Genomic DNA, 17,032 nt, shown 5'->3' on the forward strand with positions numbered 1-17,032 from the left:
CTCACGTTCCGCGCGTGCCCCGCGCGGCCCAGGCCCGCGCACGCAGGGCGATCGAGCCGTCCGCCGCCCGGGGCAGTGCCGAGCGCAACCGCTCACGCAGCCCGGCGCGGTGGTCCTCCGACAGGGAGGCCACATAGGCGGGCGCCGGCCCCTGCCCTCCCAGGAACGGCTGCCAGTAGTCGTCGAAACCCGAGAACCGGGTCGGCACCGTGATCTCGTCCACGTCGACGTCCTCAAGCCCCGCCCCGACCAGCAGCTCACCCAGCGGCGCCCGGCCGCACAGGGGAAACCTGACGGCCTCGTCCAGGGCCGCCGCGTCCGGGTCCAGGGCGGACGCGGCGTCCCAGAAGGCACGGATGGCCTCCATGCCTCCCTCCTCGAAGTCCCAGACGTACGCCCCCACCAGCCCGCCGGGCCGGACCACACGAACCATCTCGGCGGCCGCCCGTGGTGCGTCCGGTACGAAGTTGAGCACGAGCCCGCTCACGGCGACCGACGCCGTGGAGTCGGCGAAAGGCAGGTTCACCGCGTCGGCCAGGACGAACCCCGCCCGCTGGTCGGTGACGCTCTTCCGCGCGTACGCCACGTAGCCGGCCGACGGGTCGACGCCGACGACCGTCACCGGTTCGGCCACGTCGAGCACGGCCTGCGTCACCGCACCCGTGCCGCACCCGACATCGCGCCAGCTCCCCCCGGGCGCCGCACCCGTCCAGCGAACGAACCGGTGTGCCACCGGACGACTCCACCGGCCTACGTACGGCTCGTACGCCTCACCAGCCACCCACATCGGCTCACACCTCTCCGGAACCCGTCGTCCCGTGGCCATCCTGCAGCGCCGAGGAGGCGGACGACGGCACCACCGAGCCGACGCACGGGCGCCTCACCCTGCCGGGCCGGACGGGAGTGAAGCGAGGTGCTCAGCACCCTGCGCGCCACTCGGGGGTCTTGGAGGGTTCACGGCGCCTGCTGCCCCGGGTCGCCCGAGAGCTGTTCCAGAATCCTGCCGACGATCTCCGCCTCGTCGGGCTGCATTCCCTCCTGGAACAGAGCGGGGCCATGCGTTCCGTAGGCGAGGCGCTCCAGGGATGCAGCGAAGGGGCAGGCGTGATGGCCGTAGTCCCGGCGCAGTTCGTCGAGGACGACGAGCAGCTCCGGATCCTCGGTGCGGCTCGCCCGACGGCACAGCACGACGCGAACGACGAGCTGGTCCGCCGTGAGACCGGCGTAGGAACGCCCGGGTCGCCGGTCGGCGAGCGAAGCGGGGCGGTCGAGCCCCAGAGCCTCGGCGACCGCGACGGGGACGGTCCGGTCGAGGGCGGCAAGGCTCGGGAGGACGAAGTCCCAGTGCCTGCCGATGCCGCACAGGGCGCGGGCAAGCAGTCTGCACACCCAGGCGGGGGGTCCGGCCTCTGCGTCCCTCGCGTCTCGAGACGTGTCCGCGTTCCGCGCGTGCTCGGCGGCGTCGGCGAGCAGCCGGGCGGCGCCCGCCTCGTCGCCGACCTCCTTCAACCAGCGGGCCACCTCCGCGAGGGCTGCGGGTACCTCACCCGGAGCCTCGGGCTGCCACGCCGGCCGAGGGGTGTCCTGGGCGGCCGGCTCCGTGCGTGCCGCGGCCACCGTCTTCCGCGCCGCTTCACGTTCGTGGTAGTCGCGGACCGCGCCGACCGTCTGCTCGGCCTCGGTGACGTCCCCGAGGCCGAGCAGGGCACCGATGACGGCGAGGAGCGCCGACCCTTGCCCGTAGAACAGCTCCCGAGCGATCCCCAGGGCCTCCGCGGCGACCCTTCGGGCCCGGTCGCGGTCGCCGGTGCGCGTCAATGCTGTCGCGACGGCGGCCATCGCCCGGACTTGATGTTCACGCCCGCTCTCCATGGCGTCCACGACGGACTGTGCCCGGGCGACGTCGTCCGCGTCCGCGTACGCCGACGCCGCGGCTTCCAGGGCGGGTTCCCGGTGTGACCAGAACGAGAAGGATCGGGCCAGCGTTTCGGCCCGGGAGAGGGCCCCGGCGCGGGCCAGGAGGACCGCGGCGCGACTGAGCAGACCATCATTGGAGGTTCCGACCAAGGCGATCGCACGCTCCGCGAGTCGGCAAGCGAAGGCGTCCTCCTCCCCTTCCACCAGTGCCTCAGCGAGCAGGAGCAGCCGCAGCGGGGGGAGCCCTGGCGCTGTTTGTGGCAACTCCGCCGCACGCCGCGCGAGTCGACGGGCGGTGGCGGCATCTCCTTCGGCGGCGGCCGCGGCGGCGATCGTGGCCAGCATCTCGGGGTGATCAGGCAGGTACCTGGGCCTGGTGTCGAGTGCCCCGACGGCCCCACCCGCGGCACCGGCCACGGTGCCGTCGAAGCCATCATCCGGGCTCGCCGCGAGTCGTTCCGCTTCTGCGGTCATTCCGTTCTCGACCAGCCACACCGCGATGTCACGCAGAAGCTGCCTCGCCAGATGCGGCGTGCCGGCCGTGTGCGCCGTCCGTAGGGCCTTGTCGAGGGCCCCCGTCTCCAGGTGGGCGAGGGCCACCGCCTTGAGCACTTCCGGGCCGTCGAACCTGAGGCTGCGGTGCTCCGCGTACAGGGCCTCGGCTCGGGCCGTGTTGCCCGTCGTGGCGAGGGCCACAGCCAGTTCGCAGGAGGCCGTCCGGCGCTCGTCGTCGCTCGTGATCCGGCTCACGAAGGATTCGGCGAGGTCCGGTTGTCCTTGCTCCACGAGCGCCCGCACGACTCCCGGCCGTACGTGGCGGCCGAGCGCATCCAGCAAGAGTTCCGTATCCGACTGGCCCATCTTCTCCCGCAGCGCGCGGACAAGGGGCCCGACGGGAATCTCCCGCGCGACGGAGAGGGCCCGTTCCGTGTCGCCTGCCACCAAGAGCCGGACGACGACACCTTTCAGGGCGTCGGCCCTGCCGAGATCGTCGGCTACGGAACGTGCCACCTCCTCCGCCTGGTCGACGTCGTGGGCCGCGGCCATCGTGGCGGTCGTGAGCAGCCAGTTACGGCTCCGCTCGTCGGGCACGGCGCGAACGAGCCGGTGGAACTGCTCGTCCTGCCCGGTCGCAGCGAGTGCCAGAACAAGCTGGGGCAGGGCAAGGACGCCCCCGTGTTCCCGAACCGAGACAGGGTCGGGGAAGGCACGGGCCAGGGACTCGGCCCGAGCGCCCTGGCCGTCGGCAGCGAGCGCGGCGATCACGGGTATCAGCGCCGTACGGTCGGCGCCGCCGGTGTCGTCGCCGCGGTAGCCGTCGGTGCCGCCGTCGTCGGAGGTGAGGGTCAGGGCGAGGTGTTCGGCCTGGTCGAGATGGCCTGCGGCGATCTGGGCGCCCACCAGGGCGCGCAGCGCGGCCAGCCTGGCCGTCCGTGAGGGGGCCGCCCGGGCGACGCGCTCGGCGGATGTCCACTGGCCGGCGGCCGCGAGCCGCAGCACAGCGTCCCCCGTCAGCTTCTCGTCCGACACGCCCAACTCGGCGACGGTGGTGACGAGTTCGTCGATGGCATGCCGTGCCGGAGCGAGTCGGCCCTCGTCCAGGAGCGCGAGAGCCAGGCCGGTGAAAGCGGCAGCCCTGCGAGCCGGAGCGGCGAAGGAGCGGGCGAGCTGGTCGGCCCGTACCGAGTCGCCGGCAGCAGTGAGCGTCGCGGGCAGGCTGGTGGGCAGCCGGTCGCCGCGGCCGGTCAGTTCATCGCGTAGCAGCGCCAGGACGGCGGCAGTCGGCAGGTCGGGGGCGTCCTGCGCTGCGAGGGCGGCCTGGCAGGCCGCGACCTCGTGCGCCGCGGCGACATCGCCGCCGGTCAGCGCGCGCAGCCGCGCGTGCCGCGCCCGGTCGGTACCGCAGGCCGTCATGCGGTGTACGTCGCCGGTCGACTCCAGAAGGCGGAAGTAGCCGTCCAGCAGGTATTCCGGTGTGCCGTCGGGCCAGCCGGCCACCCGGTACGACTCCGCCCACGCGTGCAGGGCAGCGGCGCAGTCCGCCGTGACGCGCTCGCCGGCCTCGTCCGTGACCCGGTGCCGCTGCCCGGCGTCGGCGATGACGTGAACGGTCCCGCCGGTCCAGCGGCTCGTGGCCCGGCCGAGGCCGGTGCTGGAGGCGGCGGCGATCGCCGCGTCCAGCTCGTCCGGCGGGAGACCGGTGAGGGCCGACAGGTCGGCACGGGTCAGCCCGCCGCCGGTGACGGCGACGAGAACGGGGAGGGCCCGCTCGGGCACGGGGGCCACGCTAGACGCCCACATGGATGAACGGCACCCATGCGCTCGGGTGCCGGGGACGCCGCAGCCGTTCCCGGCTCACGGCGTCGTGCAGGAGGGTCGCGGCAGAGACCGGCGGCGAATCCGGCCGCGCGTCGGGGCGGGACTCGGTGAGCCGGCCGTAGACCGCCTTGGCCACGCGCTCGGTACTGGTGTCGAGGACGGGCGACATCGTGCCGATGACGGACTGATAGCCGCGGTAGTGCAGGACGGAGGTCACGGAGATCATCTCGTCGAGGTCCATGCGGTCCGGTGCCGCGGTGGAGCACGCGGCGAGGAAGGCGAACTCGGGGCGCCTCGCCCGGACTTCGGCGAGATCGGCGATGGTCAGGTCCTGGTCGTGCAGCACCAGGCCGGTACGCTCCGGCGACACGGGGTCCTGCCGGCCGTGGCAGTCGAAGTGGACCCGGCCGTGTCGTCCCAGCGCGCGTTTCACGTTCCCGGTGGTGGCCTGCGCCCCGTGCAGCGTGGTCAGCACGTCCTCCGGAAGAAGGCCGGTGAGGAAGTCGCGGAAGCGGGCCGTCGCCGGGAGGGCCTGGTGGCCGGCGCGGCCGCCTGCCGACACCAGGAGCAGCCGATCCCGGTCGCCCCTGTTCCCGCCCTGGTCGCCACTGCCGCTGTTCCGGCGCAGGTCCCGAGCCTTGCGGGCCGAGATCAGGCTGCGCAGGGTCGGGGTGTACGAGGACACGACCCGCTCCCCGGCCCCTCCGCGTACACCACCCGCGACCGGCCTCGGTGCGGCGGCGTGCAGCGGGAGCACCGCGAGCGGCCCGGAGGGACACCACCACAGGCGCGGGAGCTCGCCGCCCCCGCTCTCCCCGGTGCGTCCGGGCGGGGCCAGCGCCGTGAAGACGGGTGCGACGACGGTCTCCCACAGCCAGTGCAGTGTCGCCTGGACGCGCGCCTCCCGCTCCGCCCCGGTCAGTTCGTTCAACGCGGTGAGATAGCCGCGGGCGTTGCGTTGTGCTGCCCGCAGGGTCAGGGCAGGCAGCGGGACGACCCGCGGGGCGTCTTCCTCCGCCGTCACGAGCAGGGCGTGACAGCCGAACCGGCTGAGGATCACCGCCACCACGGGCCCTTCGGCGGCGGCGGGCCGGATGTCGGAGAGGTAGCTCACCGTCTGGAAGGTGGCGTCGGGCAACAGTCCCTGCGCGCGTCCGGCCGCCCGCGCCCAGCGCCGTTCGCGCCGCGCGGCGCCCTTCTCCGTGAGCCGGAGGACCAGCCCCCACCGTCGTGCGACCTCCGCGGAGGGTGTGTCGGGGCGGGCATTCCGCTCTGCCGCGACGTCGCGCTCCGCGTAGCGGTCGGGTGCCTCGCCGGACCGGCCGGGCCGTTCGAGATCACGGCAGGCCCGGTCCATGCGTCGGGCGAGGCGGCGGTTCACGGCCCGTAACTCTGCCCGGATCGTGGCGTGCAGCAGCTGGTCCCACACCACCCCGCGGCCGGTCTCCAGCAGCTCGATCGCCTCGACCGGGCGCCCGGCGGCGATGGCGCAGGCCGCCGCGTCCGCCGTGACGGCGGCCTTGAGCGCGACCTGCTCGGTCGCCGACCCCGGGCCGCCCGGGGGCGCGCCCCATCCGGTCGTCCGGGGCAGCAGGGCGACGGCGGCGACCATGTCCTCGTAGCCGGCCCCGGGCCCGTCCGAGGCCGCGCGGACACGGCCGCAGGCGTGCAGCATGCGAACCCGCTGACGGGCCGGCGCCCCCGCCATTCCGGCCAGTCGCCGCCGCAGCACGTCGAGGTCCGGCACCTGCCCCATGTCCGTCCCCCACCCGCCCGGGGGTGCGACCCGCTCGAAGGCCTCCCACTCCTCGCAACATTCGACGAGCAACGCCACCCGCGCGGCATCCGCCGCGCTGCCCGATCCCACGATCCGTTCCACGCGGGCGTCGTCCACGGCGTGTCGACGGCCGGCCGCGGCCCCTCCCGTCCGACCGCCCGCCCCTTCGCTCAGCAGCCGGATCGCCGTCACGAGGTCGGCGACGTCCTTCTCCGGGCTCCGGCGGAAGCGGAGGAGCAGTTCTGCGGACAGGGCCGTCACGGCGGCCGCTCGGCGTCGAGTGCCGGGCTTCGCGCGTGCGACCGCCGCGGTCAGGCGGTCCATGTCCGGACGGGTGTCGCTCCCGGCACGAGCGTCGCCGCGCAGACGGCGGCTCGCCCGCTCGCGGACCTGCTGCTGGAGGAGGCGGAGCCGGGCTCGTTCGCGACGCTCCTCCTCCTGCTGCTCGGGGGACTGTCGAGAGGAAACACTGGCCACAGGTGCCTCGCAGCAAGGTCGCGGACCCACGGAACATGACGGATGGTCATCTACCTTACTGTCATCGGCTCTTGATTGATTTCCCGAATGGACCGGCATCCGTTCCGCCGCGCCGCTAGGTTCTGCGTACATGGAGGACGAGCTGCGGCAGATGGCCGCCGAGGTCTTGGCGGATGTCGAAGTCTGGCAGCTCCGTGCCAGGAACTGGGAAGTGGTCGGACACGGCCTGAGGGCCATGCGGGATGCGCTCGCAGCGGGAGACCTCGTTGCCTTCCAGGAGGCCCTGGGGGATGTCGAGCTGGCAGGCCCTCAGCGCATCTCCGGGCTGGAGGACAGCGCCATGCTGCCGCTGCCGGAGCAGTATCGCGAACGACTCGACGAGCTGGTCCATGCCCTGGACGGCGACAACCCGGGCTCCCGCGCCGCATCGGGCGCCGACGCCGCAGGTCCGGATGCTCCGAGCTGAGGCGCTGGGGGTGCATCTCTTCGTCGTCACCACAGGGGACGACCGGCACGACGCTCTCGCCTTCGTCCGGAATCTGTGGGACACCTGCGGCGAGGTGCTCGGGATGGCCGTACCGGTGGAGGGCACCGGTACGGAGGTGGAACCGGGGGGCGGCTGGGACGCGTGCCTGCCGGGAGCGGCCGGGAGCGCGGACGTCCGGGGCACACAGGGGCTGCTCGCGGCGAGGAGACGACCGGGACCGGGGGTGTGGCAGGCCGCGCTCCGGCGGGAGCACGATGTCCTGTGCCTGTCGGTCATGCTGGCGCCCGACGCCGCCGACGGTCTGGGCTGGGCGGAACTGGACGCGCAGTGGTCACGGGTCGTGCGGACGGCTCGGAGCACACAGCGGCACGAGGCAGGCGTAATCGGATCGGCCCGGCTGTATCTGGCTCGACTGTCCGAGCCGGATCCTCGTCCTCCGAACGGGGTCTCGGCTGCGCCCTCGGTGGCGCCGGAGGGCCCGCTGACCTCGTACGTGCGCGCCCATGCGCCGACCGCTGACAACGCGTCGGCGGGTTGGCCGTACGCGGGCGTCGTGGTTCCCCAGGGGTTCGCCGTGTGGGAGACCTCGACGTCCCAGGATGCTCGCGATGAGCGCCGCCTGCTCGTCGTCGCCGCGCACGATCGCGACCCCGAGTTGACCGCCTGGGTCTGGACCACGCGTACACGCGCGCTGCCCCCCTTGGGGAAGTACCTGCTGCACGCGGCCAAGCTCCGGTACCAACTGCGCGTGTGGGCCTCGGCCGAGGGCATCGGCCGACTGCGCGCCGCTACGGACAGGGTCGTCGGCGACGTGCTGGAGAAGACGGGCGCCTCTCGGCGTCGGACCGGCCGCCACTCGGAGTTGCTCGATGCGTCGCGGGCCCTGGTCGATCTCCAGGCTCGCGAACGCGGTCTGGTCGACCGCTCGACCCGCAGCCGGGAGATGTCCCGCACCGTGGAGATCGCCGCGGCCAACCTCACGGGGCTCAGCGGCGATCCTGAACTCGGCGGACTGTTCGCGGACGATCGGGCGCTGTCCGAGTGGTTCATCCAGCGCCTCGACGACGATGCCACGTATCTGGAGGCGGCGCTGCGCCGGTGCACCCAAGTCGGAGCCCTTGCGGACCAGTTGGTTCAACGCGATGTGCAGCGACGGCAGGAGACGGTCAATCTCGGGCTGACGGGCGCCATCGGTGCCATTCTGATGAGCCTGGCAGCCGTGCAGTCCCTCCAGTACACCGTTCCGCTTCCCGGTTCGGTGAAACCCGCCGTGGTGGCGGCCCTGGGCGCCCTGGCTCTGGTGGCCTCCCTGGTGGTGCTGCGTGTCGTCGTGCCTGAGCGGCGATGGACACTCGCCATGCTGAGACTCGGGGCAGGAGCGCTCGGAGGAACCGTCGCCTGGGTCGTGGCGTCCGCGCTGGGAGGCGGCGCGTTGGGGCCGGGGTGGACGTGGCTGTGGGGAGCGGTCGGGGCAGCCGTCGCCCTGGCCGCGGCAGCGGCGGGCACCGGGCGTGGCGACCGCGGCGGAGGCACCTGACGCCGCCGGGCCGCGACGCCGGGCTGGACGTCGGCCCAGAGCTCCAGGAGCGCGCCGAGCGTCGGGCCGTCTGGCGACCGACCGCCTACGGCAAGGCACTGAGCAGCGCATTCACCCGTTGTTGATCACATGTCGAGCTGTGTACGCCACGGTGGTCCGAGAACGGACCACCGCATTCTCTCGAACAGGTGACAGACATGGTCAAGATCGGCCTGGGAGCCCCCCAGTACGGATCGTTCACGGACCCCGCCGTGATCTCGGAGTTCGCCGCCACGGTCGAAGCGATCGGCTTCGACAGCCTGTGGGTGGGCGACCGCGCCCTCGTCCCGACCGAACCCCGTGACACGTATCCCGGCGGCGGTCCGCTACCGGAGGCGTACCGCACCTTCCTCGACCCCATCGTCACCCTGTCCTTCCTGGCGCACGCCACCCGACGGCTGCGTCTCGGGACCAGCACGCTGAACGCGCCCTTCTACTCGCCGCTCCTGCTGGCCCGTTCGCTGACGTCCGTCGACATCCTCAGCCAGGGCCGGCTCGACATCGGTTTCGGGCTCGGCTGGTCGTCCGACGAGTACGAGGCCATCGGTGTTCCCTGGCAGGGGCGAGGGGCACGGCTGGAGGAGATCCTGGACGTCCTGGACCACGTCTGGTCCGGCACGTCGGCCGAGTACGAGGGGGCGCTGTGGAAGATGCCGAGCGCGCACATCGAGACGTTCCCCGTACAGCGCCCCCGCCCGCCGGTGCTCCTGGGCGGTTTCACCCCGGCCACCCTGGAACGCATCGGCCGGCGCGCGGACGGCTGGGCCGGAGCAGCCCTGCCGGTGCCACAACTGGCCCACATCGTAGGCCAGATCAGGAAGATCGCGGAGGCCAACGGGCGTGACCCCGAGGCCCTGCGCACCGTCGTCCGGGTGAACCCCGTGGTGACGGCCGAAGCGGCTCCGAGCGAGACCGTTCCGCGTCGGGGAACGGTGTCGCAGGTTTCGGACTACCTGCTCGCCGCCCATGCGGCCGGGGCCGACGAGGTCCTGATCGACCTCCAGCAGACCGCGCGGAACGCGGAAGAGCTGACGGACCTGGCCCACCGTTTTCACGACCGACTGAGCAAGGGATAGCAGCGGTTCAGGGCCGGCCGTGGGTGACGCCGGTCGCGAGGTCGCCGTCCGGGGTGACGGTGCTCCGGCCGTCGAAGTGGGTGGCGGCGTCGATCAGTTCGCGCGGGCGAGCCGGTCGACGGCCCCCGCCCGGTCGATGGGTCCGTGGATGCTCACGGTGTTCCCCGTTCCTCGGCCAGTCAGGCGCCGAGCCGGTTGATCTCGGTGGTCCGAAGGATGTGGGGCCCGGCGCCGCACAGGCGCGTGGTGGCGAGCATGGCGCGGCCCACCTGTTCGGTACTGGTCACGAAGCGGGGGACCACGCGGCGGATGACCGGGTAGAGCCATGAGGTGAGGCGGTACATCACGCGGTACCAGCGTGTGCCCGAGGTCTCGCCGTGGAGGGGCTGGATCCATCCCGGCCGGAAGGCGTAGGCGTGCATGTCCATGGCCAGGAGGGCGTTCTCCGTGCGGCCCTTCACCCGGGCCCAGGCCGAGCGGCCCCGCTCGGTGCTGTCGGTGCCTTCTCCGGAGACGTAGACGAAGGTCAGGCCGGGGTTGCCGGCGGCGACCACGCGCGCGGCCGCCAGCGTGTAGGTGTACGTGATCGTCTCGTACTCGACGGCGTCGCGCCCGGCCGCGGAGACACCCAGGCAGTAGAAACACGCGTCGGCCCCGGCCAGTTCGCCCGCGATCGGGGTGAGGTCGGCGAAGTCGGAGTGCAGCACCTCGCGGAGTTCGGGGGCGGTGCGACCGAGCGGGCGGCGGACGACGGCGAGGACCTCGGTCACTTCGGGGTCCTCCAGGCAGGCGCGCAGCACGCCTTGGCCGACCATGCCGGACGCCCCGAACAGGATCACCTTCACCGCGTGCCCTCTCTTGGGTGGTTCGTACGGGGGTGGTGCGGTGCGGCAGTGACCGCGGGCGCCACCGTAGGGATGTCGGTCCACGACGAGTAGACGGCATCACGGTCGGCCGGGCGAGCGGCCACGCCGGTCGGGGGACGGACAGGTCCGCTGGACAGGCGGGGCTCCTGCGCGCTGTTGACGCATGGCCCCCGGACGACCTCAGTGCCCGGCCCGCGAGGTCCGACGGGTTCGGCTCGCTGTCTCGCGGAGCAGCAGGGCGGCGGACGCCGGGGCCGCGGGGCCGGAGGTCCGTGTCGCGAGGGATGCGCCCGCGTGGCGTACGGCGTCGAGGCGGAGGCGTTGGACCCCGACGAGGGCCCGTATGAAGGGCCTGTACGAAGGGGCCGCCAGGCCCGGGAGGGAGACAGCCGCCGTCAGGTCGATGTCGGCCAGGTCCGCCTGCTCCTGTACGAGCCGGCCCAGCGCCGCGTCGGGCCGCGTGAGGTCCGCACCGTGGCGCGCCACCGCGTCGGCGGGGACGCCCGTCCGGCCCACGCGCAGGTCCTCGGACAGGTCCTCCAGGAAGTCGATGCGCTGCATGCCTCGGATGAGGCGGTGGCAGCCGCCCGTGAACGCCTCCCGCGCGGACGTTTCCGCGGGCGCGAGGAGGCAGGCCGTGAGCATCAGCGCGGGCAAGGAGTACTCCTCCACGTACCGCTCCAGCTCCTCCTCGTCCGCGATGCTCCGCCACATGACCTCGCGCTCACAGCCGCGCAGGAACGCCTCCACATACGTGCGTACGTCCGGGTGGCGTTCGACGGTGCGTACCAGGCAGCGCAGCACGGGCAGTGCGGAGTCGCCATCGGCGAGGGCCTTGCGTACGAGCCCGTCCCATTCCGTGAGCGCGGCCGCTCGTTCGTCCGGTGTTCCGCGGTCGATCCGGTCGTCGGTGTCGTGCATGAACGCGACGGCGGCCACGACGTGCGGCACCAGCGCGGCGGGCAGCAGCAGGCGTGCGGCCGCGTACTCGGCCGTCGCGAAGCTCCGCACCGCCCGGCGCTGCGCGGTGTAGTCCCGCCGTAGCCGTGGCTCCCCGACCCCGGCCCGGTCCAGGGCCCGCTTCCACATGCTGGTCTCCTGCCGTCGTCGGCTGCGATCCTACGGGCCCGGTCCGCAGGGCAGCGCTGTGCCCTGCGGTTCGGGCGGCCCGCGTCAGGCGCCGGCCCGGCGCCTGCCCCGCACGCGGCGCGGGTACGGGAAGAGCCGCGGAGAGCGCTTCGCGGCCACGTCCTCGACCCAGCCGAAGGTCAGCACCAGTAGTCCGGTCAGTGGGATCGCCACCATCAGCGGAGACCACTGGCTGGTCAGCAGCCATTGGAAGTGCTCGTAGAAGAAGCCGACGGACCAGAGGGGGTCGATCAGCGGGATGGCGGCCACCAACGCGGTCTCGTGCCAGAGGTAGACGCTGACAGCGCGTGCGTTGAGCAGGCTGATCAGGCCGTTCCAGCGTTCCAGCGGTCGGGGCCACCGTTCCCAGGAGGGACTCACGTGGAGCAGGATGGCGACGAAGCCGAAGGACCACAGGGCCTGGGCTATCGGCCAGCTCTCGATGTCGGTGGGTGCGGTCGGATCGACCGGTCGGGTCTGCAGGTACCACGAGCCGGCCACCATGATCAGCGGCGCGACGGACGGCACGACGTACTGCGGGAGCTTCTTGAGCAGGCCCTCCTGATGAGCCATGCCGAGGATCCAGCAGGAGCCGAAGGTGGCGAAGTCGCTGACGGTCTCCCAGACCCGGCCGTAGAGGAACTCCTGGTCGATGAAGAAGGTGTTCATGACGATCGTCAGCGCGAGCGGCACGAACAGCGTCACCACCGGCATCCGCCGCAGCGCCCACAGCATCAACGGTGACAGCAGGACGAACCAGAGGTACGCGCGGAGGTACCAGAGCGGGACGATGACCTGCGCCGCCCAGCCCTGCCCCACGAGATGGTCGAATCCGTTCAGCGATTCGGCGTACGGCGGAGTGCTCAGCGGCACGATCCAGAGCAGCAGCTTGCCCCACCACCAGTCGGGGTGCCCCTCGTCGTCGGGCCCTCCGCCGTCGAGGATCTGGGCGGTGAGCATGATCGCGCCGAACAGCCACATCGGCGGCAGCAGTCGGCGCAGGCGGCCCCGGATGACGCCGAGGGCGGGCCGGCCGAGGGAACGGGCCATCAGCGACCCGGCCAGCGCGAACATCACGCCCATCGACGGGAAGACGACGGGCAGCCAGAACCAGCCGAAGTTGTGGTAGAGCACCACGCGAACCAGCGCCAGGGCGCGCAGCAGGTCGAGATAGCGGTCCCGGCCGCCCTTGGCCCTGGGCGGTGCCATGGGGTCCGGCTCCTGCGTCGGTTCCCGTCGCAGAACGGCGGGGACGCGCAGCCGGAGGGTCTCCTGGGTGCCCCCGAACTCGAAGGATGCGGTCATGGTCAGGCCTCCACCGGTGCGGCGACCTCGCCGGTGCGCCGGAGCTTCTGCCAGCGCAGTCGGCCACCGGTCAGCGCCGTGATCGTGGACTGCAACAGGACGATGTACATCAGCTGCCGGTAGACCAGTTGCTGGATCGGCAGACTGATCAGATGCAGGGGCTTCTCGCCGTCGAGCCGGAAGGCGTACCAGGACAGCACGGCCTGGAGCAGGATGAAGCCGCCCCAGCTGGCGAGGGTGATCGGGGCGTCCGCGAACAGCACGCCGTACAGCAGGAACATGTCGACCAGCGGCGCGAGCAGCGGGGCGACCACGCCGAACATCACGACGAGCGGCAGCCCGAGCCGGCCGAAGCGTCCGGCCGGGCCGCGGGAGGTCACGGCGCGGCGGTGCTTCCACATCGCCTGCATGGAGCCGTAGCTCCAGCGGTACCGCTGGGACCAGAGCTGCTGGAGGCTGGCGGGGGCCTCGGTCCAGGCGCGGGCGCGCTCGGCGTAGACGATCCGCCAGCCGTCGCAGAGCACCGCCATGGTGATGTCGGTGTCCTCGGCGAGGGTGTCGTCGCTCATTCCGCCGACCCGCCGCAGGGCCTCCTTGCGGAAGGCGCCGACCGCGCCGGGGATGGTCGGGATGACGTTGAGCATGTCGTACATCCGGCGGTCCAGGTTGTGGCCGAGGACGTACTCGATGTGCTGCCAGGCGCCGATCAGGCTGTCGCGGTTGCCGACCTTGGCGTTGCCCGCGACCGCGCCGATCGCCCGGTCGCCGAACGGCTGGACCAGCTCGCGCACGGTGGACGGCTCGAAGACGGTGTCGCCGTCCATCATCACGATGATGTCGTGCGACGCGGCCGCGATGCCGGCGTTGAGCGCGGTGGACTTGCCGCCGTTGGCCTTGCGGATCAGCCGGACGAACGGCAGACGCATCTCCTCGACGATGTCCGCGGTGCCGTCCGTCGAGCCGTCGTCGATGACGATCACCTCGATCGGATAGTCGCTGGAAGCGAGGGAGTTCAGGGTGTTCGCGATGCACTCGCGCTCGTTGTAGGCCGGGACGAGGACGGTGACCGGCTGGGTGACGGGCGGTCCCCACGCGTCCCGCCGCCGGGAGCGCCGGGCGTGGAGCGGTGCGAGCACGAGCATCAGCGCGAACCGTCCGAAGTTGAGGAAGCCGACGACGGCCAGCAGAGCGACCAGCACCGGCAGGGTGAGCACGGCGGCCCGGGTGGCCCAGATGAAACACCTGCCCGCCCACAGCTGGTAGCCGTGCACCGGCACGGTGGCGTCGGTGGCGCCGAGCGCCTCGGAGATGGTGGCGAAGCGGTACCCCTCGCCCTGCAGCTTCTCAATGATCTGCTCGAGCGCGGCAAGGGTCTCGGTACGGTCGCCGCCCGCGTCGTGCAGCAGGATCAGCTCGCCCGCGCCGGGCTTGCGCGGCATCGCCTCCTTGACGATCGCGTCGACGCCGGGACGCTTCCAGTCGTGGGTGTCGCGGTCGATGAACGCGGTGAGGTAGCCGTGGGAACCCACGTACTTGATCACCGGGTAGTTCCAGTCGTCGAGCGCCGAGGCGTCGGAGGAGTACGGCGGGCGGAACAGCGCGCTGTGGACGCCCGCGACTCCGGCCAGCGCCAGCTGCGTCTGCGCCAGCTCCCAGCTGACCCGGGCTTCCGACTGGTACACCAGATCGGGGTGGGTGAAGGTGTGCACGCCGATCTCGTGGCCGCCCGCGACGATCTGCCGGATCAGCTCCGGGTGACGCGTGGTCATCGCGCCGGTCACGAAGAAGTCCGCGTGGATGTCGTGGGCCGCGAGCACGTCCAGGATCTTCGGGGTCCACTCCGGCGAGGGGCCGTCGTCGAAGCTCAGGACCACGGTGCGGTCGGGGATCCGATAACTCACGGGGCGCTCGTTCCTGGTGCCGCGCGCGTCGATGATCGGGCCGCCCTTGAGCAGGTTCTCCGGCACGGTCGTCTTGTCGACCGAGGTCGCGATCCGGGTGTCGTGGAACGCCTCGTTGGTGGCGAGGCCGCGCAGGACGAGGAGCGCGAGCAAGCAGGCCAGCAGGGACAGCGGCATGAAGAAGCGCAGCGGCGGCGCAGCCAGTCGGCGCGGTCTCAGCAGGGTTTGCCGGCGACGCTGGTGGCGGGACAAGGGCGCTCCTGGAGATGGGTGGTGCGGACGATCAGGCGCGCTCGGCCCGGCCTGCAGGCGTTGCTCCGGGCGACACGATGATCGCGGTATGCCAGGGAATGTCCCGATGTTCGGCGTGATGGCCAAACTTTTCGGGTGGGGTGTCGGAGACTGCGCCCTCTAGGGCCAGGAGGGCGACAGGGGCCCCTTGGTGGGCACGTACAGGGGCTTCGGCGGTATCCCCATCGCCGGAGCGTCCGACTGCCCGCCGATGAGGCTGCTGCCCATGGCGGCCGCCAGGATCGCGCCGACCACGGAGACCGGCCAGCCGAAGCGCCGCAGCAGACGGCTGCGCAGACCCGACTGGTCGACGAACACCGGTGCCGGAGCAGGCTCCAACGGACGCGATTCGGCCACGCCGGGCTGTGCCGAGTGGAGCGATCCGCGCCTGGAGGATGTGGCGACTTGGCGCATGACTTGTGGCCTTTTTGTGCATGATGTGGAGACTGCTGAAGCGTAGAGCGGACCGTAGCGCATGACCTGAATCGATTGGAGCGCGATGTGCGTATTTGGCATATTCCGATCGACTGTCGTAACCGGATCGGTATGTCAACGGGCGCCTCCCGACCCTTGGGTGACCGGGTCGCGAACACGAGGCGGGATGGCTTGAATCCTTCGCTAGGATGACCGCTCAATTCATGCGATCAGCGATTGGTTCGCATGCAACGGGCGTGTCCAGCCACCGCCTCTACGCCCCAAGGAGCCTGTGTGAGCCAGCCCCGCCGCACCTCTCGTCGCCGAGGGTGGACCGCGCTCACGCTGCCCGCCCTCCTGTGCGTACTCGCCGCGTGTTCCGCCGCCCCCGCGACCGGCGGGAGCGCCGACGCCGCCGGGCCCGCACGGGACGCCTCGCCGACGCCCACCGGACCGCCGGGAACCCTGTTCGACGACTTCGACTACACCGGCGCCGACGACCCTTCCCTCGCCGCGCACGGCTGGGAGATCCGCACCGGCGGGGGCGGCCCGGGGGTCAAGGACACCTGGAGCGCCGACGGCGCCGCCTTCCCCTCCGACCCGACGGCCAACGGGGGCAAGGTCCTACGACTGCGCTCCTCCACCGACGGCACCGAACAGGGCACCACGCAGGTCGAGGTGCAGACCACGAGCCGGAACTTCTTCACGGGAACCTTCGCTGCCCGGGTCCACCTCAGCGACAAGCCCACGAACGGACGCGACGGCGACCACGTCGTCCAGACCTTCTTCCCGATCTCCCCCTCGGACTCCTCGGAGAACTACAGCGAACTCGACTTCGAGTACCTGCCGAACGGCGGCTGGGGTTCGGTGGGTCCGCAGCTCGACACCGTCAGCTGGTACAGGGCCGACCCGCCGGACCGGGTCCACAACACCCTCAAGCGGCGCCTCGACGGCTGGCACACCATGGTGATCACCGCCATGGACGGAAAGGTCACCTACTCCCTGGACGGCAAGGAGCTCTTCACCAGCTCCGGCAGGTACGTCCCGCGCGAGCAGATGGACATCCACTTCAGCAACTGGCTCATCGACCTCCCCTTCACCAGTGGCCCGCGCATCTGGGACATGAAGGTCGACTGGGTCTACTACAAGGCCGACCAGGCCGTCTCCGAGGCGGACGTCCAGACGACGGTGGACGGCTTCCACAGCACCGGCACCGACTACGTCAACACCGTCCCGAAGCCCTGACCCCACCCGCCGCGCGGTCGTCCCCTGGACGTGCTGCTCACCGAACGGGAGATCGCCTACCAACGGGGAGGACCGCCGGCGGACTTCACCCGTGACGTGCCCGCCGAGTTCCGTTTCGCCGTGTGCGCGACCATCGTGCGCTGGTCCCCACGCGGTCCCCGAGAACGACCGAGGGGCCGTTTCAGATTGCTCTGAAACGGCCCCTCGATCTGCGACTTCGAAAAGTCGGGACGACAGGATTTGAACCTGCGAC

12 protein-coding genes are annotated in these 17,032 nt (G+C 71.8%); 4 read left to right on the plus strand and 8 right to left on the minus strand.

The window, feature by feature from the left end; all coding sequences use genetic code 11:
• Position 1 precedes the first annotated feature (1 nt).
• The 3 genes from OG259_RS06710 to OG259_RS06720 all read right to left on the minus strand — a co-directional run bounded on the left by OG259_RS06710 (position 2) and on the right by OG259_RS06720 (position 6,490).
• A complete protein-coding gene (locus OG259_RS06710; protein ID WP_328941372.1) occupies positions 2-826 on the minus strand; it encodes a class I SAM-dependent methyltransferase in 825 nt (274 codons plus the stop codon).
• 128 nt (positions 827-954) lie between these two features.
• Complete coding sequence (locus tag OG259_RS06715; protein WP_328941373.1) at positions 955-4,194, minus strand: hypothetical protein; 3,240 nt, start codon at positions 4,192-4,194, stop codon at positions 955-957.
• A gap of 10 nt (positions 4,195-4,204) precedes the next feature.
• Positions 4,205-6,490 carry a CHAT domain-containing protein gene (locus OG259_RS06720; protein ID WP_328941374.1) on the minus strand — a complete coding sequence of 762 codons (2,286 nt, stop codon included), beginning with the start codon at positions 6,488-6,490 and terminating at the stop codon, positions 4,205-4,207.
• 130 nt (positions 6,491-6,620) lie between these two features.
• Here OG259_RS06720 and OG259_RS06725 point away from each other — a divergent pair, with 130 nt between their 5' ends.
• From OG259_RS06725 to OG259_RS06735, 3 genes are all read left to right on the plus strand, one after another.
• Positions 6,621-6,956 (plus strand): CATRA system-associated protein, encoded by a 336-nt coding sequence (locus OG259_RS06725; RefSeq protein ID WP_328941375.1) that lies wholly within the window; start codon positions 6,621-6,623, stop codon positions 6,954-6,956.
• A 10-nt stretch (positions 6,957-6,966) separates the two neighbouring features.
• Complete coding sequence (locus OG259_RS06730) at positions 6,967-8,514, plus strand: CATRA conflict system CASPASE/TPR repeat-associated protein (protein ID WP_328941376.1); 1,548 nt, start codon at positions 6,967-6,969, stop codon at positions 8,512-8,514.
• Between the two features lie 197 nt (positions 8,515-8,711).
• Positions 8,712-9,629, plus strand: a complete 918-nt coding sequence (locus OG259_RS06735) for a TIGR03619 family F420-dependent LLM class oxidoreductase (protein ID WP_328941377.1) — start codon at positions 8,712-8,714, stop codon at positions 9,627-9,629.
• A 179-nt stretch (positions 9,630-9,808) separates the two neighbouring features.
• Here the strand turns inward: OG259_RS06735 and OG259_RS06740 are convergent, their stop codons facing one another.
• The 5 genes from OG259_RS06740 to OG259_RS06760 all read right to left on the minus strand — a co-directional run bounded on the left by OG259_RS06740 (position 9,809) and on the right by OG259_RS06760 (position 15,459).
• On the minus strand, positions 9,809-10,474 hold the full coding sequence (locus OG259_RS06740; protein WP_328941378.1) for an NAD(P)H-binding protein: 666 nt from the start codon (positions 10,472-10,474) through the stop codon (positions 9,809-9,811).
• A 201-nt stretch (positions 10,475-10,675) separates the two neighbouring features.
• The gene (locus tag OG259_RS06745; RefSeq protein WP_328941379.1) at positions 10,676-11,584 is read right to left on the minus strand and encodes a squalene/phytoene synthase family protein; all 909 of its coding nucleotides are present in this window, start codon (positions 11,582-11,584) and stop codon (positions 10,676-10,678) included.
• An 84-nt stretch (positions 11,585-11,668) separates the two neighbouring features.
• Positions 11,669-12,928 (minus strand): acyltransferase family protein, encoded by a 1,260-nt coding sequence (locus OG259_RS06750; RefSeq protein ID WP_328941380.1) that lies wholly within the window; start codon positions 12,926-12,928, stop codon positions 11,669-11,671.
• Between the two features lie 2 nt (positions 12,929-12,930).
• The gene (locus OG259_RS06755; RefSeq protein WP_443052116.1) at positions 12,931-15,018 is read right to left on the minus strand and encodes a bifunctional polysaccharide deacetylase/glycosyltransferase family 2 protein; all 2,088 of its coding nucleotides are present in this window, start codon (positions 15,016-15,018) and stop codon (positions 12,931-12,933) included.
• A 222-nt stretch (positions 15,019-15,240) separates the two neighbouring features.
• On the minus strand, positions 15,241-15,459 hold the full coding sequence (locus OG259_RS06760; RefSeq protein WP_328941381.1) for a hypothetical protein: 219 nt from the start codon (positions 15,457-15,459) through the stop codon (positions 15,241-15,243).
• Positions 15,460-15,828: 369 nt separating this feature from the next.
• On the opposite strand from OG259_RS06760, the gene OG259_RS06765 reads away from it, so the two are divergent.
• Complete coding sequence (locus OG259_RS06765; protein WP_328941382.1) at positions 15,829-16,779, plus strand: glycoside hydrolase family 16 protein; 951 nt, start codon at positions 15,829-15,831, stop codon at positions 16,777-16,779.
• Positions 16,780-17,032 lie beyond the last annotated feature (253 nt).

The organism is Streptomyces sp. NBC_00250 (assembly GCF_036192275.1).
Lineage (GTDB): Bacteria > Actinomycetota > Actinomycetes > Streptomycetales > Streptomycetaceae > Streptomyces.